This is a genomic window from Acidovorax sp. LjRoot74, assembly GCF_964254355.1.
Classification (GTDB): domain Bacteria; phylum Pseudomonadota; class Gammaproteobacteria; order Burkholderiales; family Burkholderiaceae_C; genus Acidovorax.
Genome location: NZ_CAXUTI020000001.1, coordinates 5562301 through 5588500, shown reverse-complemented (window position 1 = coordinate 5588500; position 26200 = coordinate 5562301). Strand labels below are relative to the sequence as shown.

Sequence of the window (26200 nt, the reverse complement as noted above, 5' to 3'; positions counted from 1 at the left end):
CACCCGATGGCGCGGGCGACGGCGGGCGGGGTGGAGTGGCCCCAGAAGGCGTGAGCGCTGCCCCGCCGTCACACGGCATGGTCATAATGCGCGCCATGCCCCACCGCTGGAAACCCAACGTCACCGTGGCCGCGCTCATCGAGCGCGACGGCCGCTTTCTGCTGGTCGAGGAAGAAACCACGGACGGCCTCAAGCTCAACAACCCTGCAGGCCATCTGGACCCGGGCGAGTCGCCCATCCAGGCTTGCGCGCGCGAGGTGCTGGAAGAGACGGCCCACGACTTCGAGCCCACGGCGCTGATTGGTGTGTACCTCAACCGCTTCACCAAAACCCGCACGGGCGATGACCTCACCTACATGCGTTTTGCGTTTGCGGGCACGCTGGGCACGCACCACGACTGGCGCACGCTCGATACCGGCATCGTGCGCACGCTGTGGCTCACGGCCGACGAAATTCGAGCCTGCCCCGAGCGCCATCGCAGCCCCCTGCTGTTGCGCTGCCTGGAGGACTATCTGGCGGGCCAGCGCTTTCCGCTGACCCTGGTGCACACCGATATTTCGGTGACGGAACCCGCAGCGCAGTAGCGCTGGGTTCCAACGCAAAATTTTTCTGGACTGCATGTAACCCGCAAAGCGCGGGGAGCGAATTACCAGGCAGAGAGCGCGGCACTGTGTTGCGTGATCTACCCGCTTGATTTGTTCCTCAACGTTTACGGAGTCATCCACCATGCTGTCCACCCACGCCAAGTCCACCGCCTCTTTCGCCCTGTCTGCCGCCCTGCTGGCATTGGCGTCCACCAGCTTTGCGGCCGATGCGCCCAAGGGCTCCAAGGGCGCGGCCGTTGCCGCCAACGACAAGGTGCACTGCTACAACGTGCACGACTGCAAGGGCAACAGCGACTGCTCCACCGCCGAGCACAGCTGCAAGGGCCAGAACGCCTGCAAGGGCCACGGCTTCAAGGCCAAGACGGCCGCGCAGTGCCTCATGGAAAAGGGCACCATCGGCGATATCAAGGGATAAGGCAAGAAGCCCCCCTGAGGCGCTGCGCGCCATCCCCCCAGGGGGACACCGCCAGCGCGGCGGGGCGGCCCTTGCGCGGCGGTGCTCGCCTTGGGGCGCGCCAGTTGCATCGCACTCGGCCGATGCGCCCCCTTTGATTGAGTCATGGCATACGAACCCATCGCCACGCGCGGCACTGGCTTTGGCCTGGGGCTGCGCACGCAGCACTACGCCGATTTCCTCGCGCGCCAGCAGCCGCTGGACTGGCTGGAAATCATCACCGACAACTACCTCATCGACGGCGGCAAGCCGCTGGCGGTGCTCGATGCCATCCGGCGCGATTACCCTGTGGCCATGCATGGCGTGGCCATGTCGATTGGCGCAGCGCAGGGCGTGGATCTGTCGTATCTGCTGCGCGTGAAGGCACTGGCCGACCGCATCGAGCCGCTGTGGGTGTCCGACCATCTGTGCTGGACAGGCCCCGGCCCCGAGCAGCTGCACGACCTCTACCCGCTGCCCTACACCGACGAGTCTGCGCGGCATGTGATTGCGCAAATCCGCCGTGCGCAGGACGTGCTGGGCCGCAGGCTGGTGCTGGAGAACGTATCGAGCTACATCCGCTACCGGCACGACAGTGCGAGCGAGTGGCAGTTTCTGACCCATATTGCGCAAGAGGCCGACTGCCTGCTGCTGGTGGATGTGAACAACATCTACGTGAGCAGCGTGAACCATGGCTTTGACCCGCTGACCTACCTGCATGCCCTGCCTGCGCACCGGGTGCAGCAGATCCACCTGGCCGGGCACAGCAACAACGGCGACCACATCATCGACACGCACGACCACCCGGTGGCGCAGCCTGTGTGGAATCTGTACGCCCAGGCCTGCCAGCGCTTTGGCGCCGTGGCCGCGATGATCGAGCGCGACGACCACATCCCGCCGCTGGCCGAGCTGCTCGATGAAATGGCGACGGCGCGGCGCATAGCGGCTGAGCATGTGGCCTCGCCTGAATCCGCCACCGCTGTGGCCATGGCCTGGGCCCCAGCGGCGGACCCGTTGCCACTGGCCGCAGTGCAGCGCCACTTTGCCGACTGCGTGCTGGCAGAAGCGCTACCGCCCAGCACCACCGAAGATCCCATCACCGGCCGCCTGCGCATCTACCACCACGCCTACCGCGCGCGGCTGGCCGAGGTGCTGGCCGACACCTATGCCAAGACGGCTCTCTACATGGGCTCCGACACCTTCGAAACACATGCGCGCGACTACGCCGTGGCCCACCCGCCCTGCACGCGCAGCCTGAACCGGTACGGTGACGGTCTGGTGCATGCGCTGCGCACCGCCTATCCAGACAACCCCGAGCTGCACGAGCTGGCCCAGCTCGATTGGGACCTGCGCACCCGGTTTGACACAGCGGATATGGCGGTGCTGGACCTGGACAGCGCCCCCACCTACGGCGACTGGACCACCCGGGCCGATGTGCTGCACCCCAGCGCCTTGCTGCGCACCGTGACGACCAACGTGGTGAGCCTGTGGAATGCCATTCATGCAGACGATGACGTGCCCGAGTCCACCGCCTTGCCCGCGCCCGCTACGCTGCTGGTCTGGCGTAAGGGCCACCAGCCGCACTTCCAGACGGTGGAGGGCGCGCAGGCGGCCTGGCTCGGCTACCTGCATGCGGGAGCATCGGTGCAAGATGCCTGTGCCGCATTGCTCGAAGCGGGCCAGTGGAGCGGTGATGCCAGCGTTCTGGGGCCCTGGCTCGCGCAGTTGCTGAACAATGGCTTGGTGCGCCGGGATGGTGGGGCCTGCCCCTTGGGGCCGCACAGCTAGGCCCCGGCCCTGCGCCGGGCCCGTCGCGGCGGGTCACTCTGCGGTGAGCTTGCGCTCCTTGATGATGGTGGCCCACTGCGTCGATTCCTTCTTCATGAAGGCCGTGAGTTCCGCACGGGTGGTGGGTTGGGGCGTGAGGCCGTGTTTGTTCAGTGCCTCCTTCACGCCTGCGTCGTTCAGCACCTTCACGATCTCCTGGTTCCAGCGCTCCAGCAGCGGCACCGGCGTCTTGCCGGGGGCCACGAAGGCGTACCAGTTGAGCGCTTCAAACCCCGGGTAGCCCGCCTCCGCCACGGTGGGGATGTTGGGCATGTACGAGGGCCGCGTGAGGCCGGTGGTAGCCAGGGGGATGAGCTTGCCGGCCTCGATGTGCGGCAGCGCGGTGGGCGGTGCGGCAAAGTACGAGGTCACGCGCTCGCCCAGCAAGTCCTGCAAGGCCGGGGCGCCGCCCTTGTAGGGCACGTGGGTCATGTCGATGCCCGCACGCTGGTTGAACAGTTCGCCCGCCAGGTGCGATGCCGAGCCCGCGCCGGTGGAGGCAAAGTCCACGCTGCCGGGTTTCTTCTTGGACAGCTGCACAAACTCGGCCAGCGTCTTCACGCCCGCGCCCTTGTGCACCACCAGCACGTTCGGAAAGTTCACCCCGCCCGACACGGCGGCCAGGTCCTTGAAGGGGTCGTAGGTCAGCTTCATCAGGTGTGGCGCAATGGTCAGCGGCCCCACCGATCCGAGCAGCAGCATCGAGCCATCGGCGGCTGCATTGGCCACAAACTGGTGCGCGATGTTGCCGCCCGCGCCGCCCTTGTTGTCCACCACCACCGACTGGCCGATGTTTTCGCCCAGCTTCTTGGCGATGAGCCGCGCCGCCGCATCGGCCGCTCCGCCTGCGGCAAAGCCCACGACCAGCGTGACGGGCTTCTTGGGCGGGAAATCCTGCGCGTGGGCTGCGCCAGACAGCGTCGCGGCAGCGGTGGCGAGTGCCAGTGCGCTCATCAAGAGGGTGCGTTTTTTCATGGGGTCTCCTTCATCGTGGATGGTGGGGTGCAGCGATCAGTCGGAACCGAGGCCGATAGGGTTGGGCTGGCGCTTTTCCACCGCATGGCGCAGCAGCGAAGCGGTGCGGAAAATGCCGTGCGCAAACTTGCCGTAGGGCATGGTGGCGAACAGCGCCATCACCGCGCCCAGGTGCAGGCACAGCAGCAGTGGCAGGCCAGCGGTGCCGCGTGCAGCCCACAGTGCCAGGCCGCTGGTGGCGGTGAGGAACAGCAGGGCGATGAAGGCGCGGTCCATGGGCTTTTGCGCGGCATCGCCGTGTTGTGGGTGGCGGCGCAGGTTCAGCCGCCACAGGCCTGCGGTGCCCATCGCCAGGCTGATGCCGCCCACACCGCCCAGCAGCTTGGGCAGGCTGGGCAGGTCGTAGGGCGCGGGCAGTGCCAGCAGGTAGTGGTACAGCGTGGCCACGCTGGTGGCCGCAAAACAGAGCATGAAGCCGTAGAACGTGAGGTGGTGAAACCGCCTGCGCGAGAGGGTGTAGGCATCGTCCTCGTTGTGGCAGCCATCGCCGTGGCCGCCGTCCAGGTACTTGAGGCGCAGCACGGCATCGGTGGCCTCGGCCGTGGCGGGGGCGCTCAGCGCCGCGCCGCTGGTCGCGGGCGTCACATCGCGCCAGAAGCGGCGCACGCCCAGGCCCAGCGCCAGCACGGCAAACAAGAACACGGGTGCGAACAGGCCCACCAGCAGGTTGTGCGGGAAGATGCCGTAGAAGCCGCCCACCGGGGCCTGCCACAGCGCGGCGATGCCCTGGCCATGCAGCACCACGGCCAGCAGCAGGAACAGCGTGAGCCCCGCCACCAGCGCCAGGGCCAGGGTCAAACCGTTGCGCTGGTAGAGCTGCCCCAGCGCGGGCGGCCAGGCGTAGTCGGCATAGGTCTGGCCGCGCACCTGGGCCATGGCCTGTGGAATGTTCACCGCAAACTCGTGCGGTGGCGCGTACTGGCAGGCGTGCAGGCAGGCGCCGCAGTTGTGGCACAGGTTGGCGATGAAGTGGATGTCGGCCTTGCCAAACTCCAGCCGCCGCGTCATGGCGGGGAACACGGCGCAAAAGCCTTCGCAGTAGCGGCAGGCGTTGCAGATCTGCAGCTGGCGCGCCACCTCGGTTTCGGGGGGCGAAAGCACGACATCACCGTTCGCCAGCGCGCGGGCGTCGCGTGCCAGGGCCTCAAGCGTTTGCATGGTTTGCTCCTGATTTAATAGCTATTGAGGCAATGCCATCAGGCGGTAAGCCCTGTTTTGATGCCAAGGCGGCACGTGCCGCCTGTGTGCCCGCAATGCGGCCAAACGCGGTGCCGATGCTCATGCCCACACCGGCCGTGTAGCCCTTGCCTAGCACGTTGCCCGCCATCATTTCGCCCGCCACAAACAGGTTGGGGCTGGGCTGGTTGTCAAAGCGCACGGCAGCCGTGTCGTCGGTGTGCAGCCCCAGGTAGGTGAAGGTGACGCCGGGTTTGAGCGCGTAGCCATAGAACGGCCCGGTGTCGATGGGCCGGGCCCAGTGCGTCTTGGCGGGCGCCACGCCTTCGGTGTGGCAGTCGTCCAGCGTGGTGTGGTCAAACTGGCCTACGCGGCAGGCGGCGTTGTAGGCATCGAGCGTGTGCATGAACGTGTCCACGGGCAGGCCGAGCTTCTGCGCCAGCTCGGGCAGGGTGTCGGCCTTCACGCCTGGGAACACGGGCGGCATGAAGCGGCCAATGGCCTTGCTGTCGATGATGGAGTAACCAATCTGCCCCGGCTGCTGCGCCACCAGACGGCCCCAGATGGCATAACGCTTGGGCCAGAAGTCCTCGCCCTCGTCGTAGAAGCGCTCGCCATGGCGGTTGACCACCACACCCAGCGACACGCAGTCGATGCGTGTGCAGATGCCGCCGTCGTACAGCGGCGCGCGCGCGTCGATGGCCACCATGTGCGCTTGCGTGGGGTCGCCAATGCGGTCGGCGCCATGGTCGTCGAGCAGGTGCTTGAGCAGCACGCCCTTGTTGTACGCCGTGCCGCGGATCAGGAAGTTGTCCGCAGGCCACTCGCCGCGTTCGTTCTGGCCCCAGGCTTCGCGCAGCCACTCGCGGTTCGATTCAAAGCCGCCCGCAGCCAGCACGCAGGCCTTGGCGGCAATGCGCTCGCCGTTCGCCAAGTGCGCGGCGATGAAGCGGCGGCCTTCCATCTCGATGCGCTCCACGGGCGCTTCGTAGCGGATCTGCACGCCCAGCTGCTCCGCGCTGCGGTAGTAGGCATTGACCAGCGCCTTGCCGCCGCCCATGAAGAATGCATTGGTGCGCGCCACATGCAGCGTGCCCGCCAGCGCGGGCTGAAAGTGCACGCCGTGGCGGCGCATCCACGGGCGGCAATTCGACGATGCGCGGATCACCAGGCGCGCCAGGTGTTCGTTGGTCAGCCCGCCCGTCACCTTGAGCAGGTCCTGCCAGAACTCTTCTTCGGGGTAGGTATCGACCAGCACATCTTGCGGCGCATCGTGCATGCAGCGCAGATTGCGGGTGTGGGCCGAGTTGCCGCCGCGCCAAGCGCGCGGGGCCGATTCGAGCAGCAGCACGCTGGCGCCCGCTTCGCGCGCCATCAGGGCGGCGCACAGGGCGGCGTTGCCACCGCCGATGACCAGCACATCAACCGGGGGCGGCGCGGGGACTGATGGAGTGGGAGGGATAGGCACCGGGGAGCTTCCGTTCGTGGGGTTGGGCGCCACTGTAGGAATTTCGCCCCGGTGTGGGCAGGCCCGAACGGGCAAGGGGCCATCACGGATCGTGATGGCTTGGCACGGTGTTGGACCTGTGAGGGGCTGTTCTAAGGCAGGGGCGGCGCGAGTGTGGCGCCCACCCACGTGCCCGACTGCACCAGGCTGCGTGCGCAATCTGCCAGCACCACGCGCGTGGCCAGGGCGGCGGGTGAGAGTTCATCGTCCGACAGGCTGCACAGTGCCGCCGGGCGGCTGGCAGGCGCATCGGCCAACTCCGCCAGGTCAAAACGGGCGCTGGCATCGGGGTAGCGTCCCACGGCCGCCCAGGGCTGCAGGGTGCTGCCCAGGCCCGCGTTCACCGCGTCCATCAGCATCGCCAGCGAGTCGATCTCCATCGCCACCTGCGGCACCACCTTGGCGGTGGCAAAGGCGGCGTCGATGCGGCTGCGCAGGCCGTGCGGCCCGGTGGGCAGGATGAGGGGTTCGGCCTTGAGCTGGGCCAGGCGCAGGCGCCGGGGCAGTGTGGCGGGCAAGGTGCTGGCGCCGCCGTGGGCGCTGCGGATGAGGAACAGGCGCTCTTCCAGCAGTGGCAGCACGCTCCAGCGGCGCGCGGGCTGGGTGTCGAACAAAACGGCCAGGTCCAGCTGGCGCGCGTTGAGCATGTTGGAGAGGTGGCCCGACAGGCTCTCGACCATGTGCAGCCGCACATCGGGGTAACGCTCGCGCATGGCGCGCATCAGCGGCACGCCCAGCACCGAGGCGGTGGTAGGCGCCAGGCCCACGCTCACGGTGCCCGACAGCCGGGCTTGTCGCGCCACGCGCGCTGCCTGGTCGGCGTGGCGCAGGGTGAGTTGCGCCTCGCGGAAGAACGCAAGCCCGGCTTCGGTGGGCACAGTGCCTTTGCTGGTGCGCTGCAGAAGCCGGGTGCTCAGCTCACCCTCGAGCCGACTGATCTGCTGGCTCAGGGCCGACTGCACCATCTGCAGGTCGAGCGCAGCGCGGCCCATGGAGCCGAGTTCGACGATGCGGACGAAGTAGCGAAGCTGGCGCAGTTCCATGGGGCGATGGTCGCACAGTCCCACCAGTGCCGGTGCACCCGCGCCCCGCGTTGCGCCTCAGAAGGTGTGCACCACACCGGCGGAGATGCCGGTGGCGGTCGCCTTGTTGACCGCGCCCTGGAAGCCGTTGCGCCAGCGGGTGTTGTCCAGCTCGGCATACACCTTGGTGCGGCGCGAGAGCTTGTACTCGGCAAACGCCACCAGGCGGCCGTAGCCGTCATCGGCAGCGCCGGTGCGCGAGCGGTCCACCTTGTAGTAGCCCGCTGTCAGGTCCACCCAGGGTGTGGCCGCCCAGGTACCACCGGCCGACAACACGCGCTGCACGGTGAAGCGGCCTGCGGCCGTCTCGGCCTTGTTGCGGCCTGCATTGGCGGCCAGGCGCACCGTGCCCCACTGGTATGCGGCGCCCAGGGTGCTACCGTCCAGTGAGCGCTTGTTCACGTCGTTGAAGCTCTGGTACGCGCCCGACACCACCAAGCCATCGGCAGCCCAGGCCAGGCCCACGCCGCGTGACGACAGGGCCGAGGCCTGCGATGCGACTTCGCCAATGCCCCACATCGCGCGCGCCGTGAAGCCGCCGAAGCGGCCCGTGTACTTCAGTGAATTGTCCAGCCGGTACGAGCCTGAGTTGGCGCCCGCGCTGCCGTATTCGATGCCCAGGCCGTGCTGGCTCAGCGCCGTCACGCCGATGTTGGGGTTGAAGCTGGCAAAGCGCATGGCCAGCGGGTCCACTGGCGAGATGGCGTCGGCCAGGGTGGTGGTCTGGCGGCCCAGGGCCAGCGTGCCCCAGCCGCCCTGCAGGCCCACCCAGGATGCGCGGTCGAAGTATTTGCTGGCATTGGCGGGTGCGCCGGTGTCGGCGTTGAGCCCGCTCTCCAGGTTGAACAGCGCCTTGGCGCCACCGCCCAGGTCTTCGCTGCCCCGCAGGCCCCAGCGGCTGGTGGTGTGGATGCCGCTGCCCAGGCTTTGGGTGGACCCGGCCGCTGGCGCGTTGGACGCGGACAGGCCGCTGCCGTTGCGCACGCCCAGGTCCACCACGCCGTACAGCGTCACGCCAGCGGTCTGCGCCATGGCGCAATGGGCGGCGAATGCGGCGCAAGCTGCCGCCACGATGGTTTTCATGCATGTCTCCTGTTGTTGATATGTACGGATGGGCAGCGTGGTGCCCACGTTGCCCTTTTGGCCTCCCTTTCAGGCACCGGTCAGTCCGGTGTGAGCTGGGCTTTCAGCACCACGCCCTTCCACTTGGCGAGTTCCTGCTTGACGGTCAGGGCCAGTTGCTCGGGCGTGCTGGTGTCCACCACGGCGCCTTGTTCCTCGATGCGGCGCACCACGTCCTTGTCGGCCAGCGCGGTGTTCAGGGTCTTGTTGAGCAGGTCGATCACGGGGCGCGGCGTCTTACCGGGTGCGAACAGTGCATACCACTGGGTGATCTCCACACCCTTGACGCCTGCTTCTTCGAGCGTGGGTACATCGGGCAGCAGCGACGAGCGCTTGGGCCCGGCCAGGGCCAGCGCGCGCAGCTTGCCGTTCTTGACGTGCGGGTAGGCCGAGAACAGGCTGGGAAACATCACCTGCGTCTGCCCGGCCATGGTGTCGTTCATCGCGGGCGCCGCGCCCCGGTAGGGCACATGGGCCATCTGGGCGCCGCTTTCCAGCTTGAAGATCTCGGCCGAGAAGTGCGGGGCCGTGCCGTTGCCCGCCGAGGCGTAGTTGAAGTCGTTGGGTTTGGCCTTGGTGAGCGCGACAAAGTCGCTGACCGTCTTGGCAGGCACCTTGGGGTTGACCACCATCAGCGTGGGCGAGTAGCTCACCATGCCGATGGGCTCGAACTGCGTGATGGGGTCGTAGCGCAGCTTCTGCAGCGCGGGGCTCATGCCATGGGTGCCGATGTAGCCGAACAGGATGGTGTGCCCGTCCGGTGCGGAGCGCGCCACGTATTCGGCCGCAATGGCGCCATTGGCTCCGGCCTTGTTTTCCACAATGACCTGCTGGCCCAGGAGGGTGGAGAGCTTGATGGCCACGACGCGCGCCATGCCGTCGTTGCCGCCGCCCGCAGCCGTGGGCACGACCAGCGTGATGGGCTTGTCTGGGTAGGCGGCGTGGGCGGTGCCGGCGGCCCAGAAGGCGCTGGAGGCGAGCGCCAGCGCAGCCGTGGCCAGCGCTGTGCGGCGCGTGGTGGAGTGAATGAAACGGGTCATGGTTTGTCTCCTGTCGTAATGGTTGAAATCGTCGAAATCGTTGAAGTCTTTGAACGGGCGCTGCGCAAGCAGCGCCTGGAAGAGCACTCAGTGCGCCGCAGCGCTTTCAGGAACGAACAGCGTGCCTTCCAGAATCTTTCGGGCGGTGCGCACCAGCGCTGCCTGCACCAGCTTGAACTGGCCATCCACCTCGCTGAGCTCCACCTCCACCTGGATGCGGCCTGCCGGGTGTTGCACCTCCACGCGGCGCAGCCCGGCGCTGGGTGCATGCCGTTCGTCGGTGGCCACCGTGCCCGGCAGCACCGAGGCCGCCGCCACGCCAATGGCGCCTGTCACGGCATGCGAGCGGTGGCATTGGTGGGGGGTGAAGTAGCGCGACACCACACTGCCCGGCGATGTGCCTGGGGACACGATCACCGGCTTGGGCAGCACGCTGTGCGTCACATCGCCCATGCCCATGCGTTGGCCGGCTTCGAGGCGCAGGGCCTCCAGTCGGGTGAGCAAGGCGGTGTTGGCATCCAGTTCGGCGGGTGTCTCGTCGCCGCGCAGGCCCAGGTCAGTGGCGCGCACCAGCACCATCACCTGCGCTGCGTCGATACAGGTGACCTGCAGGCCCTGGATGGTGTCTATGCGCTGGCCGGTGGGAAAGATCTGCCCGGTGACGGCGCCCCAGGCGTCCAGGAAGTTCATGAGCACGGGGGCCGCCGTGCCCTGCACGCCGTCAATGCGCACGTCGCCGTCGTAGTGCACCTGGCCACCCGCCGTGCACACCTGCACGTCGATGCGGGAGCGGGTGTTCACGTTGTAGACGCGCACCGTGGTGGTCTGGCCCTTGTGGTCAGCGGGCACCAGTCCCTGCTCGATGGCGAAGGGCCCCACACCGGCCAGCATGTTGCCGCAGTTGGGCCTGGTGTCCACGCGGGCCTCCTGCACGCTGACCTGGGCAAACAGGTAGTCCACATCGCAGTCAGGCTGCGTGGAGCGCGAGACGATGGCAACCTTGCTGGTCAGCGAGTTGCCGCCGCCCAGGCCGTCGATCTGCAGCTCGTGCGGCGAGCCCAGGGCTGCAATCAGGGTGCGGTCGCGGGCTTCAGGGTCGCGTGGCAGCCAGTCGGCAAGAAAGAATGGCCCCCGGGAGGTGCCGCCACGCATCAGAACGCAAGGAATGTTGGTGCTCATGGGTCGGCATGGTGCGGCGCCATCGCTGATCTGTGAATTGCATTGTTGGCAATGATTGATGCATGCTGTGCAATAGGCTCAGGCGGCTTGTACATGCTCCAATCACGGCCGTGAATTGCAATGTTCTGATCGTTTGATGCACGGCATGCAACGCTGAAAACACCCTGAATAGCGCTTGGAGAACGCCCTGATGAACAACAAATTCGACCTAGCCGACATCCAGGCATTTGCGGCCGTGGCCGAGCTGCAGAGCTTTCGTGCGGCGGCCGAAGCCATTCACCTGTCGCAGCCCGCGTTCAGCCGCCGCATCGACAAGCTCGAAGAAGCCCTGGGCGTGCGCCTGCTTGATCGCACCACGCGCCGCGTCACGCTCACGGCCGTGGGCCGCGACTTTGCACGCAAGACCCGTGTGTGGCTCGACGACCTGGACGGCATGCTCATGGGCCTGGGCGATGTGGCGGCGCGGCGCATGGGCGAGGTGACGATCGCCTGCGTGCCCTCGGCCGTGTACTACTTTCTGCCGCAGGTGGTCAAGCGCTACCACGAGCGGTTTCCGAAGATCCGCGTGAAAGTGCACGACGCCAGCGCCAACGAGGTGCTGGTGGCCGTGGCGCAGGGCGACGCGGACTTCGGCCTGAACTTCATCGGCAGCCAGGAGGCCGAGATCGAATTCAAGCCTGTGCTGGCTGAGCGCTTCGTGGCGGCCTGCCGACGCGACCATGTGCTGGCGCGGCGCAAGAAGGTGAGCTGGGCCGAGCTGGGCCAGCACGACTTCATGTCGGTGGGCAAGACCTCGGGCAACCGCCTGCTCATGGACCTGGCGCTGGCCAACGTGCCCGACCGGCCGCAGTGCCTGTACGAGGCCAAGCATGTGACCACGCTGCTCGGCCTGGTGGAGGCGGGCCTGGGCGTGGCGGCCGTGCCCAGCCTGGCCATGCCGGGCAAGGACCACCCCACCCTGGTCAGCATTCCGCTGGTGGAGCCCATCGTCACGCGGCAGATGGGGCTCATCAAGCGGCGAGGCAAAACCCTCTCGCCGGCCGCGCAGCAGCTGTATGACCTCTTGGTTGCTACGCGTTCTGTGCGCCCGCGCAAGGCGACGGTGGCCTGAAAAATACAATCGGGGCAATGACAGCACCCACCAAACAGCGCGTCGTCGTCGGCCTCTCCGGCGGCGTGGACTCGGCCGTGACCGCCCACCTGCTCAAAAAGCAAGGCCATGAGGTCGTCGGCATCTTCATGAAAAACTGGGAAGACGATGACGACAGCGAATACTGCTCGTCCAACATCGACTTCGTGGACGCAGCCGCCGTGGCCGATGTGATCGGCATCGAGATCGAGCATGTGAACTTTGCGGCCGACTACAAGGACCGCGTGTTTGCGGAGTTCCTGCGCGAGTACCAGGCGGGCCGCACGCCCAACCCCGATGTGCTGTGCAATGCCGAGATCAAGTTCAAAGCCTTCCTCGACCACGCCATGCGCCTGGGCGCCGAGAAGATTGCCACGGGGCACTACGCACGCGTGCGCCACAACCCGGTCACGGGCCTGCACGAACTGCTCAAGGGGCTGGACCCCAGCAAGGACCAGAGCTACTTTCTGCACCGCCTCAACCAGGCGCAGCTGGCCAAGACCCTGTTCCCGGTGGGCGAGTTGCACAAGACCGAGGTGCGTCGCATCGCCGAGGAAATTGGCCTGCCCAATGCCAAGAAGAAGGACTCGACGGGCATCTGCTTCATCGGTGAGCGGCCGTTCCGCGAGTTTTTGAACCGCTACATCAGCCACGCGCCCGGCCCCATCCTGGACGACCGGGGGCGCAAGCTGGGCCAGCATGTGGGCCTGTCGTTCTACACCCTGGGCCAGCGCCAGGGGCTGGGTATTGGCGGGGTGAAGGAAAAAGGCGCTCAGCGGGGCGGTGGCGCACACGAGCCCTGGTTTGTGGCCCGCAAGGACCTGGAGAAAAACACACTGCGGGTGGTGCAGGGGCATGACCACCCCTGGCTGCTGTCACACCGCCTGGTGGCGCAAGACGTTAGCTGGTGCGCGGGCCAGGCCCCGGCGCCCGGTGCCTACGCCGCCAAGACGCGCTACCGCCAGCAAGACGCGGCCTGCCGTCTGGAGGCTGTGCCCGAGGGCTTTGCACTGGCTTTCCCGGAGGCCCAATGGGCAGTCACCCCGGGGCAGAGTGCGGTGCTGTATGACGGCGACGTGTGCCTGGGGGGCGGGGTGATCCAGTCCGCCGTCTCTGACTGATCCTGTTGCTTCCTGGTGCGGTGGGCTAGCCGGATGAGGGGTCGCCTGGGTTGGTGACAGGGATGTAGAGGTGGTTGTAAAAACTATTGAAATTCCTATTCGATAGTTGATAATTATTTTGTGTGGTACTGCACCCACACCCATCGGCATGGATGGCGCCGTTGAACGAAGTTGACCTTTGGTTTGGCGACCGAAGGGTTATTTTTCGGGGCAAGCCTCCTAGAATTCCGCACAAACTGTTTGAAACCACATGTATCAGACGATGCATGGGGTATCTCCCTTGAGTCCACCCCCGCGAGGGCCGCTGAACCGGGCCCGATGCTTGCTCGTGCGCACGCCATGTTTTCAACTGCTTCCCTGCCTACCAACCCCGACATCACCCAACGTCTCATCGATCAGCAATGTTCAGTGCAATGGAGGGGGTTCCTGCAGGCCCTGGCGGCAGAGTTTGCAGCCGCGCTGCCCCCTGAGGATCTGCGCGCGCTGATGTTTCGGGTGGGAGCACGGTTTGCCGCCGAGCACCCCCTGCCCGCGTGTGCCACCCTGGATGACCTGCAGAGCAGCATGGCGGCTGTGTGGGACCGTATCGGCTGGGGGGGCGTCCGCCTGCAGCAGGCAGCGGCGCAGCTGGACATTCACCACGACCTTTCTCCCTTGTCGGCGGCCTTCGGGTCGGGCCATGCCGCATGGTCCGGGGGCTTCCTGGAAGGGGTCTACCAGAGCTGGTTCGAACAGGCTGGCGCCGCCCAGCTCCGCGTGGCCCAGTCCGCTCCTGCGGATGCCTGGGGCTGCGTCCACTTCCAGCTGGCACGCTGAGCCCTGCGGGCTCGGTTTCCCACGTTATGCGATTGGCGGTGACCCGTGAAGCAATCTGACGACATCGTGAACCTCTTCCAGCAGTTTGGCGGCAAGGCCGACCCTTACCAGGAGCTGGCCCGCAAACAGGAGCACCAGCGCTCCAGCGAACGCTGGCCGCTGGTGTCTGCCGTTCGGGGCGCCGTAGCGGCAGATGTGCCCGCGGTGGACCGGCGCCCCGGCGGGTTGACGGCCCCCGTTCCGCACAACCCGCCCGCGCCTGCCGCCAGCGCGCCCGCTCCTGCGGGTTGGATGCAGCCCGTCAGCGAACGCCCGGCGCCGCTGCCAATGCCCACCACGCTGCCAGAACCCGCGCCTACCCCTGCCCCGGCGATGGCGCCAGCCCAGGCGGCAGTGCCCCGCGCGCCTTCCTCCGCGCTCGCATCCCGTTCCCCCCTGGTCGGTTTGGCCGGTCTGCGCGGATCTGCAGCGCCAGCGCTGCGTGACGAGCCCGCTGCGCCACAAGACCCTCTGCCCGCAGACCTTCCGTCGGTGTTTGCACGCCTGGCCGGAGAGCCACAACCCCGGCCCGCTGCCGCCTGGCAGCCCCGCAAGGGCCAGCCATGAAGGTGATTTCCGTTGTTTCGGCCAAGGGCGGCGTGGGCAAAACCACTTTGACCGCGAACCTGGCCACGGCCCTGCACCGCCTGGGGGTGCCCACGGTCCTGGTGGTGGACCTGGACCCGCAAAATGCGCTGGGTCTGCATTTCGGTGCTGACCCGGGCGCACTCGCGGGAGTTTCCCGCGCCAGCCTGTCGGGTGACAGCTGGGGTTCGGTTTGCCAACAAAGCCCCTCGGGGGTGCATGTGCTGCCCTACGGTGTGGTGAACGAGGCCGATCGCGTGGCCTTTGAGCGGCACCTGGAGGCCCACCCAGATTGGCTGGCGCAGCAGTTGCAAAGCCTGGAGCTGCCACCCGATGCACTGGTGCTCATCGACACGCCTCCCGGCCCTTCGGCCTATATGCAGCAGGCACTCACAGCGGCCCAGGTGGTGGTGGTGGTCAACCTGCCCGACGCGGCCTCGTATGCCGCACTGGCCCTGATGCAGCGTCTGGTGCACACCTACTGCACACCGCGCCCCGACTTTGCCGAAACCCTTCATGTCCTGAACCAGGCCGATGGCGCGCGCCAGTTGTCCAAGGACATCACCCGGGTGATGCAGGACAGCCTGGGCGACGGGCTGATCGGTGTGATCCACGAAGACCAGGCGGTGCGCGAGGCCCTGGCCTATGACCAGAGCGTGCTGGAGTACGACACCCATGGCCAGGCGGCCGATGATCTGCGCAAATGTGCGCTGGTGCTGGCGCAGCGCCTGGGCTTGCCACTGCCAGGGGGCGCGCGATGAGCGTGGACCAGCGCCCCCAGGCCGACGAAGTCGCCGACGCCAATTCCCACAGTCCGCAGGCGCGTTGGCGCACTGTGGTGCATGCCATCACGGGCTGGGAGATCTGGCAACACCCCACGGCCCGCGTGGTGGCGGTGGTGTTCAGTGCCCTGTTGATGGGGTTGGTCATCAGCGTGCCGCTGGACCTGCAAGGGCAGATCCTGTTTTCGCTGGGCTCGTTCGGGGCGGCGCTGCTGCTGAGCAAGACCCCGGGGCGCCTGTCCACGCTGGCCATGATCGTGCTGTCGATCTCTGCCTCGTCTCGCTATATCTACTGGCGCTTTACCGACACCATCGGCTTCACCCACTGGATGGATGCAGCCTTTGGCTATGGGCTGGTGCTGGCCGAGCTCTATGCCTTTGCGGTGCTGCTCATCGGCTACTTCCAGACCGCCTGGCCACTGCAGCGCCGCCCGGTGCCCATGCCGGCCGACGTGAGTACCTGGCCCAGCGTGGACATTTTCATCCCCAGCTACAACGAGCCGCTCGAAGTGGTGCGCCAGACAGTGTTCTCGGCCATGAGCCTGGACTGGCCCGCCGACCGCCTGCATGTGTACGTGCTCGACGACGGTCGCCGCACCGAGTTCCGCGAGTTCTGCGAAGAGCTGGGCGTGGGCTACCTCATCCGCGACAACAACCACCACGCCAAGGCGGGCAACATCAATGCGGCGCTCCAGGTCACGCACTCCGAGTACATCGCGATCTTTGACTGTGACCACATTCCCACGCGTTCCTTTTTGCAGGTGTGCATGGGCTGGTTCTTCAAGGACACCAACCTGGTGATGCTGCAGACGCCGCACGTCTTCTTCTCGCCCGACCCCTTCGAGCGCAACCTGGACACCTTCCACCGCATGCCCAACGAGGGCGAGCTGTTCTATGGCATCGTGCAGGACGGCAACGACCTGTGGAACGCCTCATTCTTCTGCGGCTCCTGCGCCATCATCCGCCGCAAGGAACTGCTGGAGGTGGGCGGCATTGCGGTGGAGACCGTGACCGAAGACGCACACACTGCGCTCAAGCTCAGCCGCCTGGGCTACAACACCGCCTACCTCGAAGTGCCGCAGGCTGCGGGCCTGGCCACCGAGAGCCTGTCGGGCCATGTGGGCCAGCGCATCCGCTGGGCGCGGGGCATGGCGCAGATCGCGCGCACCGACAACCCGTTGTTCGGCAAGGGCCTGCACTTTGGCCAGCGGCTGTGTTACCTCAACGCGATGCTGCACTTCTTCTACGGGCTACCGCGCCTGGTGTTTCTGACAGCGCCGCTGGCCTACCTGTTTTTTGGGGCCCATGTGTTCCAGGCCTCCGCGCTGATGATCACGGCCTATGCCCTGCCACACCTGGCCCATGCCAGCGTGACCAACTCCCGCATCCAAGGGCGGTTCCGCCATTCGTTCTGGAACGAGGTGTACGAATCGGTGCTGGCCTGGTACATCATGCGGCCCGTGCTGGTGGCCGCCATCAACCCCAAGCTCGGCAAGTTCAACGTCACGGCCAAGGGCGGGGTGATCGAGAAAGCCTACTTTGACTGGACCATCGCCCGCCCCTATGTGGTGCTGCTGCTGATCAACCTGGTGGGCATGGCAGTTGGAGTCTGGAAGCTGTTCTCGTCGGCCGGTGACGAGACCACGACCCTGGTCATCAACATGGTCTGGACGGTCTACAACATCATCTTGCTGGGGGCCAGCGTGGCCGTGGCCAGCGAGACGCGCCAGATCCGGGGCACGCCGCGCGTGGCGGCCAGCCTGCCGGCAGTGATCCGGTTCGAGAACGGCCGCACCCTGGTGTGCAAGACCGAAGATTTCTCGCAACACGGCCTGGGGCTGGCCGTGCCGCCCGATGTGGACATCCCCATGGGCAGCAGCCTCTCGGTGTCGCTGTTCCGCTCGGACGAAGAGGGTGTCTTCCCGGCCATCGTCACGTTCAGCGGCAAGGGGCGCCTGGGTGTGAAGTTCGACAACCTCAGCCTGCACCAGCAGGCCGAACTCGCCTCGCTGACCTTTGCGCGCGCCGATGCCTGGATCGCCACCTGGGGCACGGGCCAGCGCGACAAGCCGCTGCGCTCGCTCAAGAGCGTGATCGTGATCGGGCTGCGTGGCATGGGGCAGCTGACCACCACGGCCTTCAAGTCCCTCAAGCCCCGCTAGCCCCCCGCTAGCGCGTGCACAACACCCTCTCAGCCTTTCCTGTTTCCAAAGACGCCTTCCTCACCATGATTTCCACACGACATCCGACAGCGCGGCTGCCACGCCTGCGCATGCTGCCTGCCATGCTGGCCCTGGTGCTGACAGGCGCTGCTGTGCCCGTTTCGCAGCTGGCGGCCGCGCCTGCCCCCGTGGCTGCACCGGCCCCTGCAGCCGTGCCACCTGCCGAGTCGGGCGTGCGTGTGCACCGGGCCAGCCTCAAAGAGCTGGGCGCACTGTTTCCGCTGCAGCTGCGTGGGGTGGATGGCACCAGTGGCGTGGCCTTCAGCGTGCGCAACGATGAGGTGGTCGTTGGCGCCAAGCTCAAGCTCAACTATTCGTATTCGCCCGCGCTGCTCACCAACCTGTCGCACATCAAGGTGCTGGTGAACGAGCAGGTGGCGGCGACGATTCCCGTGACCACGCAGCAAGCCGGTGAGAACCTGCAGCGCGAGATCAGCATTCCTCCGCGCCTCATCACCGAGTTCAACCGGCTGAACCTGCAGCTCATCGGCCACTACACCATGGAGTGCGAAGACCCGCTGCACTCCAGCCTGTGGGCCAACATCGGCAACGACAGCGTGCTGGAGCTGACCGTGGCCCCCGTGGCCCAGACGAACGACCTGGCGTTGCTGCCCCAGCCCTTCTTCGACCGCCGGGACGTGCGCCCGCTCGAACTCCCCATCGTGTTCAATGCAGCGCCTAATGCGGGCACCCTGCAGGCGGCGGGCACGATGTCGTCCTGGTTTGGTGCGCTGGCGGGTTTCCGTGGCGCGAAGTTCCCGTCCCTCATCGGTGAGCTGCCCCCGCGCGGCAACGCCGTGGTGATGGTGGCCGGCAGGGCGCAGGCGCCCGCAGGCCTGGTGCTGCCCGAAATCTCGGGCCCCACGGTGGCGGTGGTGAGCCATCCGGGCGATCGCAACGGCAAGCTGCTGCTGGTCATGGGGCGCGACGATGCCGAGCTGGCCGTGGCGGCCAAGGCGCTGGCGATTGGCTCCTCGGCCCTGTCCGGCCCGCTTGCGCGCATCACCGAGGTCACCGAACTCAAGCCCCGCAAGCCCTACGACGCCCCCCATTGGCTGGCCAGCGACCGGCCCGTGAAGTTTGGCGAACTGGCTGAGGCCCAGGCGCTCAATGTGTCCGGCTATTCGCCCGACCTGATCCGTGTGAACTTCTTCCTGCCGCCCGACCTGTTCGGCTGGCGGGAGAAGGGCATCCCGGTGGACCTGCGCTACCGCTACACCCCGCGCCCCAACGCCGACAAGTCCACGCTCAACATCAACGTGAACCAGCAGTTCCTGCGCTCGCTGCCCCTGCGGGCCGTGAACCATGAAGAACAAGGTACGCTGGACCGGTGGTTCACCAAGGTGATGCCTGCAGGTGAAACGGTGCCTGAGCGCGAGAAACTCCACATCCCGCTGTTCAAGCTGCCCGCCCAGTCGCAGCTGCAGATGCATTACTACTACGACGTGGTCAAACAGGGCGCCTGCAAGGACGTTCCGCTGGACAACGTGCGGGGCTCGGTGGAGGCCGATTCGACCATCGACATCTCCGGCTTCCCGCACTTCATTGCCATGCCGGACCTGGCCGCGTTCGGCAATGCCGGTTTTCCGTTCACCCGCATGGCCGACCTGTCGGAGTCGGCCGTGGTCATGCCCGACAGGCCGGGTGTGCAGGAGCTGGGCACCTACCTGGGCCTCATGGGCATCATGGGCCGCGTCACGGGGTTCCCGGCGCTGGGCGTGACGGTGGCGCAGGCCCAGCAGGTCGAGCGCCTGAGCGACAAGGATCTGCTGGTCATTTCCTCGGGTGGTGGCAATCAGCCCCTGCTCAAGCAATGGGCCAGCGCCATCCCGGCGGCGCTGCAGGGCGAGGCCAAGAGTTTCCAGCTGGCTGACCTGGCCCAGCGGGTGCTGCGCTGGTGGGGCTTCGAGGATGAATCGGGCACCCGCGCACACCGCAGCCAGGTGGCGTTCTCCAGCAGCAGCACGGACGCGTTCATTGCGGGGTTTGAATCGCCCCTGCGCAACGGCCGCAGCGTGGTGCTGGTGGCCAGCAACCAGCCTGCGGGCCTGGGCCAGGTGATGGATGCGCTGCTCGATGCCGATGCGGTCACCAAGGTGCAGGGCAGCACCACGGTGATCCGGGGCAAACAGGTGGACAGCCTGGTGGCCGAGAAAAACTACCATGTGGGCAAGCTGGGACCGCTGCTGTATGCGCAGTGGTACCTCTCGCGCAATCCGCTGCTGCTGATTGTGCTGGGGGTGTCGGCCGCGGTGCTGGTGGCCATCATCATGTACCTGTCGCTGCGGGCCCGCGCACGCGCCCGGTTGAAGCAAAAGGGCTGAGGCCGTGCCCGGCACGCCCCGCTGAGTCGGAATCACGCAACACCCTCCCGGCCCCGGTGGCCGGGAGACTCGCAGGAGAAGGAAGGCATGTCCTCCAAACGTCGTCACCACCACACACTCGCCATGGGGCTGCTGGCCTCGCTGATGGCACCGGCTGCTGCCTGGGCGCAAACCGGGGCCGAACAGACCCTGATGGACCAGGGGCAGTACTGGCAGGAGCGCGGTGACACTGAACGCGCGGGAGAGGCCTGGCAGAAGCTGCTGCGCCTGAACCCCCAGAACGCCCAGGCCCTGTATGGCATGGCGTTGGCCGAACTCAACGCCCAGCGCCCCGAAGGCGCGCAGCGCTACCTCACGCAGCTGCAGGCGGCCCATCCGCGCAGCCCGTTGGTGAGCCGCTTGCAGGAATCCATCCGCACGGGGCGCAGCGCGCCCCAGATCGAAACCGCACGCCAGCAGGCCCGCAGCGGCCAGGCCAGCCAGGCGCTGAGCACCTACCAGGCTGCGCTGGGTGAGCGCCCACCCACCGGGCCGCTGGCCCTGGAGTACTACCAGACCCTGGGCGCCACGGCGGGTGGCTGGGATGAAGCCCGCCGGGGCCTCAGCCGCCTGGCGCAGGAGTCGCCCGAAGACCCGCAGATCGCACTGGCCCTGGCCCAGCACCTGACCTACCGCGAATCCACGCGCCGCGATGGCATCGCGCAGCTGGCGCGCCTGGCGGGCCGCCCCGATGTGGGCAAGGCCGCGACGGAAAGCTGGCGCAAAGCACTGGCCTGGACCGGCAACCGCTCGGCCGATATCCCGCTGTACCAGGAATTCCTGCGTGCCAACCCCGGCGACACCGCCGTGCAGACACGTCTGACCCAGGCCCAGAACCTGCAAAAACAGAGCCAGGCCGCCGCCCGCCCGGTGGCGACAGACCCGCTGCGCTTGCGCACCACCGCCGGGTTCCAGGCGCTGGAGGATGGGGAGCTGGACGCGGCAGAAGCTGCGTTCCTGCAGGTGCTCGAAACGCGTCCCAGCGATGGGGATGCCCTTGGTGGCCTGGGGGTCCTGCGGCTGCGCCAGGAGCGTTTTGCCGACGCCCGGGGCCTGCTGGAGCGTGCCTCGCGCGCGGGCTCGGCCGCCCGCTGGAAGCAGGCGCTGGAGAGCGCCACCTACTGGAGCCTGGTCGAACAGGCCACCAGCGAGCGTGAGCGGGGCGACACCGCCGCCGCGCGCCGAACGCTGGAGCAGGCCGTGCGCCTCAATCCCGCCGAAGTGACGGCCGAGACCGACCTGGCCGACCTGCTTGTAGAGGCCGGGCAGTATGACGCGGCCGAGGCGGGCTACCGCCGGGTGCTGGCGCGCCAGGCGGACAACCCGGATGCCGTGCGTGGCCTGGTGGGCGTGCTGGCCCAGAACAACAAGGCTGCCGAGGCGCTGGCACTGGTCGAGAAGCTCTCGCCCTCACAGCAGGAAAAGGTGGGTGCCCTGGGGCGCCTGCGCGCTGCGCAGGCCCTGGGCCAGGCCCGCGCCGCCACGGAGCGCGGCGACCTCGCGGCCGCGCGCGCGGCGCTGGAAGACGCGCTGCTGAACGACCCCGCCAGCCCCTGGGTGCGCCTGGACCTTGCCCGCCTGTACCTGCGGCTGGGCGCCGTGGCCGAGGCCCGGGGCGTGATGGACGGTTTGCTGCTCTCCAACCCCAACATGCCCGAGGCGCTCTATGCCAGCGCGCTGCTGGCGTCCGAAGCCAGCGACTGGTCGGGCGCCCTGGCTCTGCTCGACCGCATTCCTGAAAAACACCGCACGCGCGACATCGCCGCGCTGCAAAAGCGGGTCTGGGTGCATGTGCAGGCGGCTGCCGCATCGGTGCTGGCGGCGGAGGGCCGGCAGTCTGAAGCGCTGGCCACCCTGGCCCAGGCCGAATCGTTTGCCACGCAGGACACCGAGCTGCTGGGCGCACTGGCCCTGGCCTATGCCGATGCGGGCGAGCCGCAGCGCGCGCTGGGCATGGTGCGCCAGGTGCTGGCGCGCACGCCTCGGCCCGATGTGGGGCTGCGGCTGCAGTACGCGGCCACGCTGCTCAAGACCCAGCAGGACGTGGAGCTGTCGGGCATCCTGCGCCAGCTGCAGAACTCACCCATGAGCGAACGCGAGCGCCGCAGTTTTGCTGATATCCGCCGCGCCTACATCGTGCGCCAGGCCGACGGCCTGCGCGAGGCGGGCGACCTGGTGGCCGCCTACGACACCATTGCTCCGCTGCTGGCCGAGCAGCCCGACGAGCCCCAGGCGATGACGGCCCTGGCCCGCATGTATGCAGCCAACAACGACTACGCGCCCGCCCAGGCGCTGTACGCTCGCCTGCTGGAGCGCTCGCCCACTGACGTGCCCCTGCTGCTGCAGACAGCGGCCATGGCCACAGGGGCCAAGGACTACGCCTATGCGGAGTCGCTGCTGTCCGTGGCGCTGGCGCGTGCGCCGCGCGATCCCGAGGTGCTGACGGCGGCCGGGCGCCTCTACCGCGCGCAGGGCAAGAACACCAAGGCCACCGAATTCTTCACGGCTGCCGTGGCTGCCGAAAACGCCCAGCGCGATGCCGTGCTGGCCGCCAGCGGTGTGGCTGCAGGGCCTGCGCGCGCAGGCAACCCTTTTGCACAGCGTGCGTCTGGCCAGCAGCGCCCGAACAACGGCCTGTCGGTGCCCCTGGCGGCGTCGCCCGGCGGAGCGGTAGCGCGTTCCCCCGTGGGCTACACGCCCATGCAGTACGCGCCGCAGCCTGCGGCCCGCAGCAATGCACCGGCGGGGCTCTTCATCCCCGACCCGGCCGGGGCCAACCGCTTCGCCCAGGCGCTGCCCCTGCCCTTGCAGGCGCCGCCCATGACCCCTGCCAGCTACTACCCGGAAGTGGCCAGCCCGGCGCTGGCCACTGCACCGGCCCCCACAGCCAACGGCCAGCGCAGCGCCGGGACGGCCTCCCGCGCCGCTACTGCACCGGCAGCGCGTATTGCACCCGCCGCTTCGGCCTCAGGGCTTGCCGCGCCCGTGGCGCCGGCCGCGCCCATGGGGTACATCGCACCTGCACAGCAGGCCCCGGTTGGCTATGGAGGCATGCCTTTGCCCTCCGCCCTTCCGGCGCAGCGTGCAGCGGCCGTGGCGCCACAGCCCTCCGCTTGGGCCACCGCAGGCACCCTGGGCACCGTGCCCGACCCGACACGCCCGCGCACGGTGCGCGATGAGCTGCGCGAGGTGCAGCAAAGCCAGATCTCCACGTTCTCGGTGGGCATCGCGGCACGTGCGCGCCAGGGCGAGGCGGGCATGAGCCAGCTGTCCGAGATCGAAGCCCCCGTGCAGCTCAAGATGAGCGTGGGCGATGGCCACCTGATCCTGGGCGTCACGCCCACCGGGGCCAGCGCGGGCTCGCCCGGCACGCCCTACGGCACCCTGAGCCGGTTTGGCGGCGGCCCCGTCACGGCGCTCGACATGCCGCTGCGCGCGCCGGGTTCACAAAGCGACAGCGGCATCGGCGTGAGCGTGGGCTACGAATCCGGTGGGCTCAAGGCCGACATCGGCAGCACCCCGCTGGGTTTTGGCCAGGCGGATGTCACGGGTGGTGTGCGCTACCGCATGCCCATCAATGACCAGCTGACCATGGCCGTGGACCTGTCGCGCCGCCCTGTGAACGACAGCCTGCTGTCGTTTGCCGGCGCGCAGGACGCCCGCACCGGCGACCGCTGGGGTGGCGTGTCGGCCACGGGTGGCCGTGTGGACATGACCTGGGATGACGGCGAGCTGGGCCTGTACGGCTATGGCTCCCTGCACGGCCTCACTGGCACGCGCGTGCGCAGCAATGCGCGTGCCGAGCTGGGCGGCGGCATGTACTGGCATGTGCACCGCACATCCAACGCCGACCTGACCGCTGGGATGAGCTTCACCGGGCTGTCCTACCAGCGCAACCTGCGTTACTTCACGGCGGGACATGGGGGCTATTTCAGTCCCCAGCAGTTCGTGTCCTTTGGGCTCCCTGTGGAATGGGCCCAGCGCAATGGCCGCCTGTCCTACCAGCTCAAGGGCTCGGTGGGTGTGCAGTATTTCAAGGAAGACGCGGCCCCCTACTTCCCCAACAGCCCCTCGCGCCAGGCCGCGGCCGTGCTCGCGGCCAGCGATGCCCTGGCGTTTGGCGAAACCGGCGCCACGGCCATGTACCCCGGCCAGTCGCGCACCGGCCTGGGCTACAACCTGGGCGCGGCCATGGAGTACCAGATGCACCCGCAGGTGTTCCTGGGGGGGCACCTGGCGCTCAACAACGCGCGCAACTACCGCGAGTTTGCGGGTGGCCTGTATGTGCGCTACGCCTTCCAGCCCTACAACGGGCTGCAGGTGTTCCCGGTCAACCCGCTGCGCTCGCCCTACGGCAACTGAGCCTGGCCCGGGCTTCGGCCCGGCTGCCCACATCCAAAGAAAAGGCCCGTTGCGCGGTGTGCGCAACGGGCCTTTTCTTTTGGCTCAACCCCCCGCCGCAGGGGCGGGGAGTTGGACCTTTACGGCGTGACCTGCTTGGCGCCCACAAACACCGTGCGTGCCCGGGTGCCTGCCACCGAGAGCCCGGCGGTCAGGATGCGCAGGCCGATCACGTTGCCATTGGCATCAAACTGCGCCGATGCCGAGCCGGACTGGGGTGGGCCCGATGCCAGCTCGCAGGTGATGGGGCCGTTGGGGCTCTTGAGGTAACCAAACGCCTCAACGCGGTACAGATTCAGCCCGCTGCCCAGTTCGCCCAGCAGCTTGCCCGCCACCTCGCAGCCACTGGTCGTGAGGCCGGTGATGGCGCCGTCGGCAAACACCTTCAGCGTTGTGGTGTCCCCGCCGAAGCCCGTGCCCGCCATCTTGTAGGTGCCCACGATCATGGCCGTGGTGGCAACCTTGCCTGCAGGCAGGGCGTACAGAGGGTCGGGGGTCACGCTGAAGCGCGTGGGGAAGCCGCCCGGCTGCGTGGGGTAGCTGAAGCTGCCGCTGAACAGGCTGGCGTTGCCCGAGCCGTTGCTGCTTTGCAGCGTGCCATCGATCAGCACGGCCTCGTTGTAGGTGCCCGTGTTGCCCAGCAGGCGGTTGAAGAACACGCCGTCGTTCGCTGTCACGAAGCGGTTGTTTGTGGCGTTGTTCTCGTAGCGGATGAGTCGGCCATACAGCGCGTTGTGGTCCAGGCTGCTGTTGGTATAGAAGAACAGGCCGCCGTCCGGCAGCACGCTGCCCCACACCGTGGTGTCACCAATCACCCCCGTGGGCAGGGTGAACGAACCCTGCCAGTTGCCTGCCACCGACAGCGGCGTGGCCGACGGCGGCACGGTGGTGCGCGGGTCGGCAATGCCGTTGAGGGTGTAGGTGTTGTCGGTGCCCGTGGCATTGCGTGTGAACGCCCAGATGCCGTTGGGCACCCCGGCAGCGTCGTACCGCAGCACCGCAATGCCGGACTGCTGCGTGCCCGTGGCGCCGCAGGAGGTGGTGTCGCCCGACAGATTGATCGTGAGCGAGTACAGCGGTGAACCGGCCGCGCGCGGCGTGGCCGAGCCCGTGGCCAGGCAGCCGCCGATGCGGCCCGAGAGCTGGCCCTGGGGCGTGACGGTCAGCACCCAGCCGCCGCCAAACAGGCCCGTGCCCCGGTAGGTGCCTTCGATCAGGCTGGGGCTGGCGGTGTGGAAGTTGAGGCTGCTGTACGCCAGCTTCAGCGGCACCGTCGCCCCCGAGGCGGCGGCCGTCTGCACCGGGTCGCTGTAGTTGCCGCTGATGGCATCGGTGCGGCCAATCTTGCCGCTGTTCGAGGCCGTGCCGCGCAGGGTCAGGCCCGTGGCGAACTTGCCGTCCTGCACCGAGAAATACGTGACGCCCGTGGCCAGCACCGACGTGACGCTCACGTTCAGGCGCCCGTACAGCGCATCAAAACCTGCTGCGCCCGGGGCTTCGCGGGCCAGGTAGAACTCGCCCCCGGTGCCCTGTGGGCCTGGGTCGATGTAGCCCACCACCTGGCGCTGCGCTGCGCCTGTGCCCACCGTGCCTTCCCACACGCCGCCGGGGTACTGCTGCACACCGGGGGCCGGGCCCACGTCTCCGCCATCGGACGAACCCCCGCCGCAACTGGCGAGCAGCGCGGCACAGGCCAAGGAAAACCAGAAGTATTGACTACGCATGTTGGACAAAGA

19 protein-coding genes are annotated in these 26200 nt (G+C 67.7%); 11 read left to right on the top strand and 8 right to left on the bottom strand.

The window, feature by feature from the left end; genetic code table 11:
• Positions 1-95 precede the first annotated feature (95 nt).
• The 3 genes from ACSQ3O_RS26460 (at position 96) to bufB (ending at position 2826) form a co-directional block, all read left to right on the top strand.
• Positions 96-584, top strand: coding sequence for an NUDIX hydrolase (locus ACSQ3O_RS26460; RefSeq protein WP_137749417.1), 489 nt, complete (start codon positions 96-98; stop codon positions 582-584).
• 142 nt (positions 585-726) lie between these two features.
• Positions 727-1020, top strand: coding sequence for a BufA2 family periplasmic bufferin-type metallophore (gene bufA2, locus ACSQ3O_RS26455; RefSeq protein WP_171012387.1), 294 nt, complete (start codon positions 727-729; stop codon positions 1018-1020).
• Between the two features lie 144 nt (positions 1021-1164).
• Entirely contained in the window at positions 1165-2826 is a 1662-nt protein-coding gene (bufB, locus tag ACSQ3O_RS26450; protein WP_436140991.1) for an MNIO family bufferin maturase, read from the top strand.
• A gap of 33 nt (positions 2827-2859) precedes the next feature.
• On the opposite strand, the gene ACSQ3O_RS26445 is transcribed toward bufB, so the two are convergent.
• The 7 genes from ACSQ3O_RS26445 to ACSQ3O_RS26415 form a co-directional block, all read right to left on the bottom strand.
• Positions 2860-3840 carry a Bug family tripartite tricarboxylate transporter substrate binding protein gene (locus ACSQ3O_RS26445; RefSeq protein ID WP_436140990.1) on the bottom strand — a complete coding sequence of 327 codons (981 nt, stop codon included), beginning with the start codon at positions 3838-3840 and terminating at the stop codon, positions 2860-2862.
• A gap of 36 nt (positions 3841-3876) precedes the next feature.
• Positions 3877-5058, bottom strand: coding sequence for a tricarballylate utilization 4Fe-4S protein TcuB (tcuB, locus tag ACSQ3O_RS26440; RefSeq protein ID WP_436140989.1), 1182 nt, complete (start codon positions 5056-5058; stop codon positions 3877-3879).
• A complete protein-coding gene (gene tcuA / locus ACSQ3O_RS26435; RefSeq protein ID WP_436141177.1) occupies positions 5045-6538 on the bottom strand; it encodes an FAD-dependent tricarballylate dehydrogenase TcuA in 1494 nt (497 codons plus the stop codon). The genes tcuB and tcuA overlap by 14 nt, the downstream gene beginning before the upstream one ends.
• Before the next feature lie 137 nt (positions 6539-6675).
• A complete protein-coding gene (locus ACSQ3O_RS26430; protein ID WP_298455649.1) occupies positions 6676-7626 on the bottom strand; it encodes a LysR family transcriptional regulator in 951 nt (316 codons plus the stop codon).
• Between the two features lie 57 nt (positions 7627-7683).
• Positions 7684-8748: a porin gene (locus ACSQ3O_RS26425; RefSeq protein WP_436140988.1), complete on the bottom strand. Its 1065-nt coding sequence runs from the start codon at positions 8746-8748 to the stop codon at positions 7684-7686.
• An 80-nt stretch (positions 8749-8828) separates the two neighbouring features.
• On the bottom strand, positions 8829-9827 hold the full coding sequence (locus ACSQ3O_RS26420; RefSeq protein ID WP_137749411.1) for a Bug family tripartite tricarboxylate transporter substrate binding protein: 999 nt from the start codon (positions 9825-9827) through the stop codon (positions 8829-8831).
• 87 nt (positions 9828-9914) lie between these two features.
• Positions 9915-11006 (bottom strand): 4-oxalomesaconate tautomerase, encoded by a 1092-nt coding sequence (locus ACSQ3O_RS26415; RefSeq protein ID WP_137749410.1) that lies wholly within the window; start codon positions 11004-11006, stop codon positions 9915-9917.
• A gap of 190 nt (positions 11007-11196) precedes the next feature.
• Here ACSQ3O_RS26415 and ACSQ3O_RS26410 point away from each other — a divergent pair, with 190 nt between their 5' ends.
• From ACSQ3O_RS26410 to ACSQ3O_RS26375, 8 genes are all read left to right on the top strand, one after another.
• Positions 11197-12117 (top strand): LysR family transcriptional regulator, encoded by a 921-nt coding sequence (locus ACSQ3O_RS26410; protein ID WP_436140987.1) that lies wholly within the window; start codon positions 11197-11199, stop codon positions 12115-12117.
• A 17-nt stretch (positions 12118-12134) separates the two neighbouring features.
• Complete coding sequence (gene mnmA / locus ACSQ3O_RS26405) at positions 12135-13256, top strand: tRNA 2-thiouridine(34) synthase MnmA (protein WP_436140986.1); 1122 nt, start codon at positions 12135-12137, stop codon at positions 13254-13256.
• 339 nt (positions 13257-13595) lie between these two features.
• Positions 13596-14072: a cellulose biosynthesis protein BcsD gene (bcsD, locus tag ACSQ3O_RS26400; protein ID WP_436140985.1), complete on the top strand. Its 477-nt coding sequence runs from the start codon at positions 13596-13598 to the stop codon at positions 14070-14072.
• Between the two features lie 45 nt (positions 14073-14117).
• Positions 14118-14678 carry a cellulose biosynthesis protein BcsP gene (bcsP, locus tag ACSQ3O_RS26395; protein ID WP_436140984.1) on the top strand — a complete coding sequence of 187 codons (561 nt, stop codon included), beginning with the start codon at positions 14118-14120 and terminating at the stop codon, positions 14676-14678.
• Entirely contained in the window at positions 14675-15457 is a 783-nt protein-coding gene (gene bcsQ, locus ACSQ3O_RS26390; protein ID WP_436140983.1) for a cellulose biosynthesis protein BcsQ, read from the top strand. The genes bcsP and bcsQ overlap by 4 nt, the downstream gene beginning before the upstream one ends.
• The gene (gene bcsA, locus ACSQ3O_RS26385; protein WP_137749405.1) at positions 15454-17640 is read left to right on the top strand and encodes a UDP-forming cellulose synthase catalytic subunit; all 2187 of its coding nucleotides are present in this window, start codon (positions 15454-15456) and stop codon (positions 17638-17640) included. The genes bcsQ and bcsA overlap by 4 nt, the downstream gene beginning before the upstream one ends.
• 65 nt (positions 17641-17705) lie before the next feature.
• On the top strand, positions 17706-20024 hold the full coding sequence (bcsB, locus tag ACSQ3O_RS26380; RefSeq protein ID WP_436140982.1) for a cellulose biosynthesis cyclic di-GMP-binding regulatory protein BcsB: 2319 nt from the start codon (positions 17706-17708) through the stop codon (positions 20022-20024).
• An 87-nt stretch (positions 20025-20111) separates the two neighbouring features.
• Complete coding sequence (locus tag ACSQ3O_RS26375) at positions 20112-24425, top strand: cellulose synthase subunit BcsC-related outer membrane protein (protein ID WP_436140981.1); 4314 nt, start codon at positions 20112-20114, stop codon at positions 24423-24425.
• 119 nt (positions 24426-24544) lie between these two features.
• On the opposite strand, the gene ACSQ3O_RS26370 is transcribed toward ACSQ3O_RS26375, so the two are convergent.
• Entirely contained in the window at positions 24545-26188 is a 1644-nt protein-coding gene (locus ACSQ3O_RS26370; protein WP_249368358.1) for a hypothetical protein, read from the bottom strand.
• Between the last annotated feature and the right edge of the window lie 12 nt (positions 26189-26200).

Bases quoted from the DNA above. Each gene is read 5' to 3' on its own strand.
- ACSQ3O_RS26460 (WP_137749417.1), top strand. From the start codon at position 96: ATGCCCCACCGCTGGAAACCCAACGTCACCGTGGCCGCGCTCATCGAG.
- bufA2 (WP_171012387.1), top strand. From the start codon at position 727: ATGCTGTCCACCCACGCCAAGTCCACCGCCTCTTTCGCCCTGTCTGCC.
- bufB (WP_436140991.1), top strand. From the start codon at position 1,165: ATGGCATACGAACCCATCGCCACGCGCGGCACTGGCTTTGGCCTGGGG.
- ACSQ3O_RS26445 (WP_436140990.1), bottom strand. From the start codon at position 3,840: ATGAAAAAACGCACCCTCTTGATGAGCGCACTGGCACTCGCCACCGCT.
- tcuB (WP_436140989.1), bottom strand. From the start codon at position 5,058: ATGCAAACGCTTGAGGCCCTGGCACGCGACGCCCGCGCGCTGGCGAAC.
- ACSQ3O_RS26430 (WP_298455649.1), bottom strand. From the start codon at position 7,626: ATGGAACTGCGCCAGCTTCGCTACTTCGTCCGCATCGTCGAACTCGGC.
- ACSQ3O_RS26425 (WP_436140988.1), bottom strand. From the start codon at position 8,748: ATGAAAACCATCGTGGCGGCAGCTTGCGCCGCATTCGCCGCCCATTGC.
- ACSQ3O_RS26420 (WP_137749411.1), bottom strand. From the start codon at position 9,827: ATGACCCGTTTCATTCACTCCACCACGCGCCGCACAGCGCTGGCCACG.
- ACSQ3O_RS26415 (WP_137749410.1), bottom strand. From the start codon at position 11,006: ATGAGCACCAACATTCCTTGCGTTCTGATGCGTGGCGGCACCTCCCGG.
- ACSQ3O_RS26410 (WP_436140987.1), top strand. From the start codon at position 11,197: ATGAACAACAAATTCGACCTAGCCGACATCCAGGCATTTGCGGCCGTG.
- mnmA (WP_436140986.1), top strand. From the start codon at position 12,135: ATGACAGCACCCACCAAACAGCGCGTCGTCGTCGGCCTCTCCGGCGGC.
- bcsD (WP_436140985.1), top strand. From the start codon at position 13,596: ATGTTTTCAACTGCTTCCCTGCCTACCAACCCCGACATCACCCAACGT.
- bcsQ (WP_436140983.1), top strand. From the start codon at position 14,675: ATGAAGGTGATTTCCGTTGTTTCGGCCAAGGGCGGCGTGGGCAAAACC.
- bcsA (WP_137749405.1), top strand. From the start codon at position 15,454: ATGAGCGTGGACCAGCGCCCCCAGGCCGACGAAGTCGCCGACGCCAAT.
- bcsB (WP_436140982.1), top strand. From the start codon at position 17,706: ATGATTTCCACACGACATCCGACAGCGCGGCTGCCACGCCTGCGCATG.
- ACSQ3O_RS26375 (WP_436140981.1), top strand. From the start codon at position 20,112: ATGTCCTCCAAACGTCGTCACCACCACACACTCGCCATGGGGCTGCTG.
- ACSQ3O_RS26370 (WP_249368358.1), bottom strand. From the start codon at position 26,188: ATGCGTAGTCAATACTTCTGGTTTTCCTTGGCCTGTGCCGCGCTGCTC.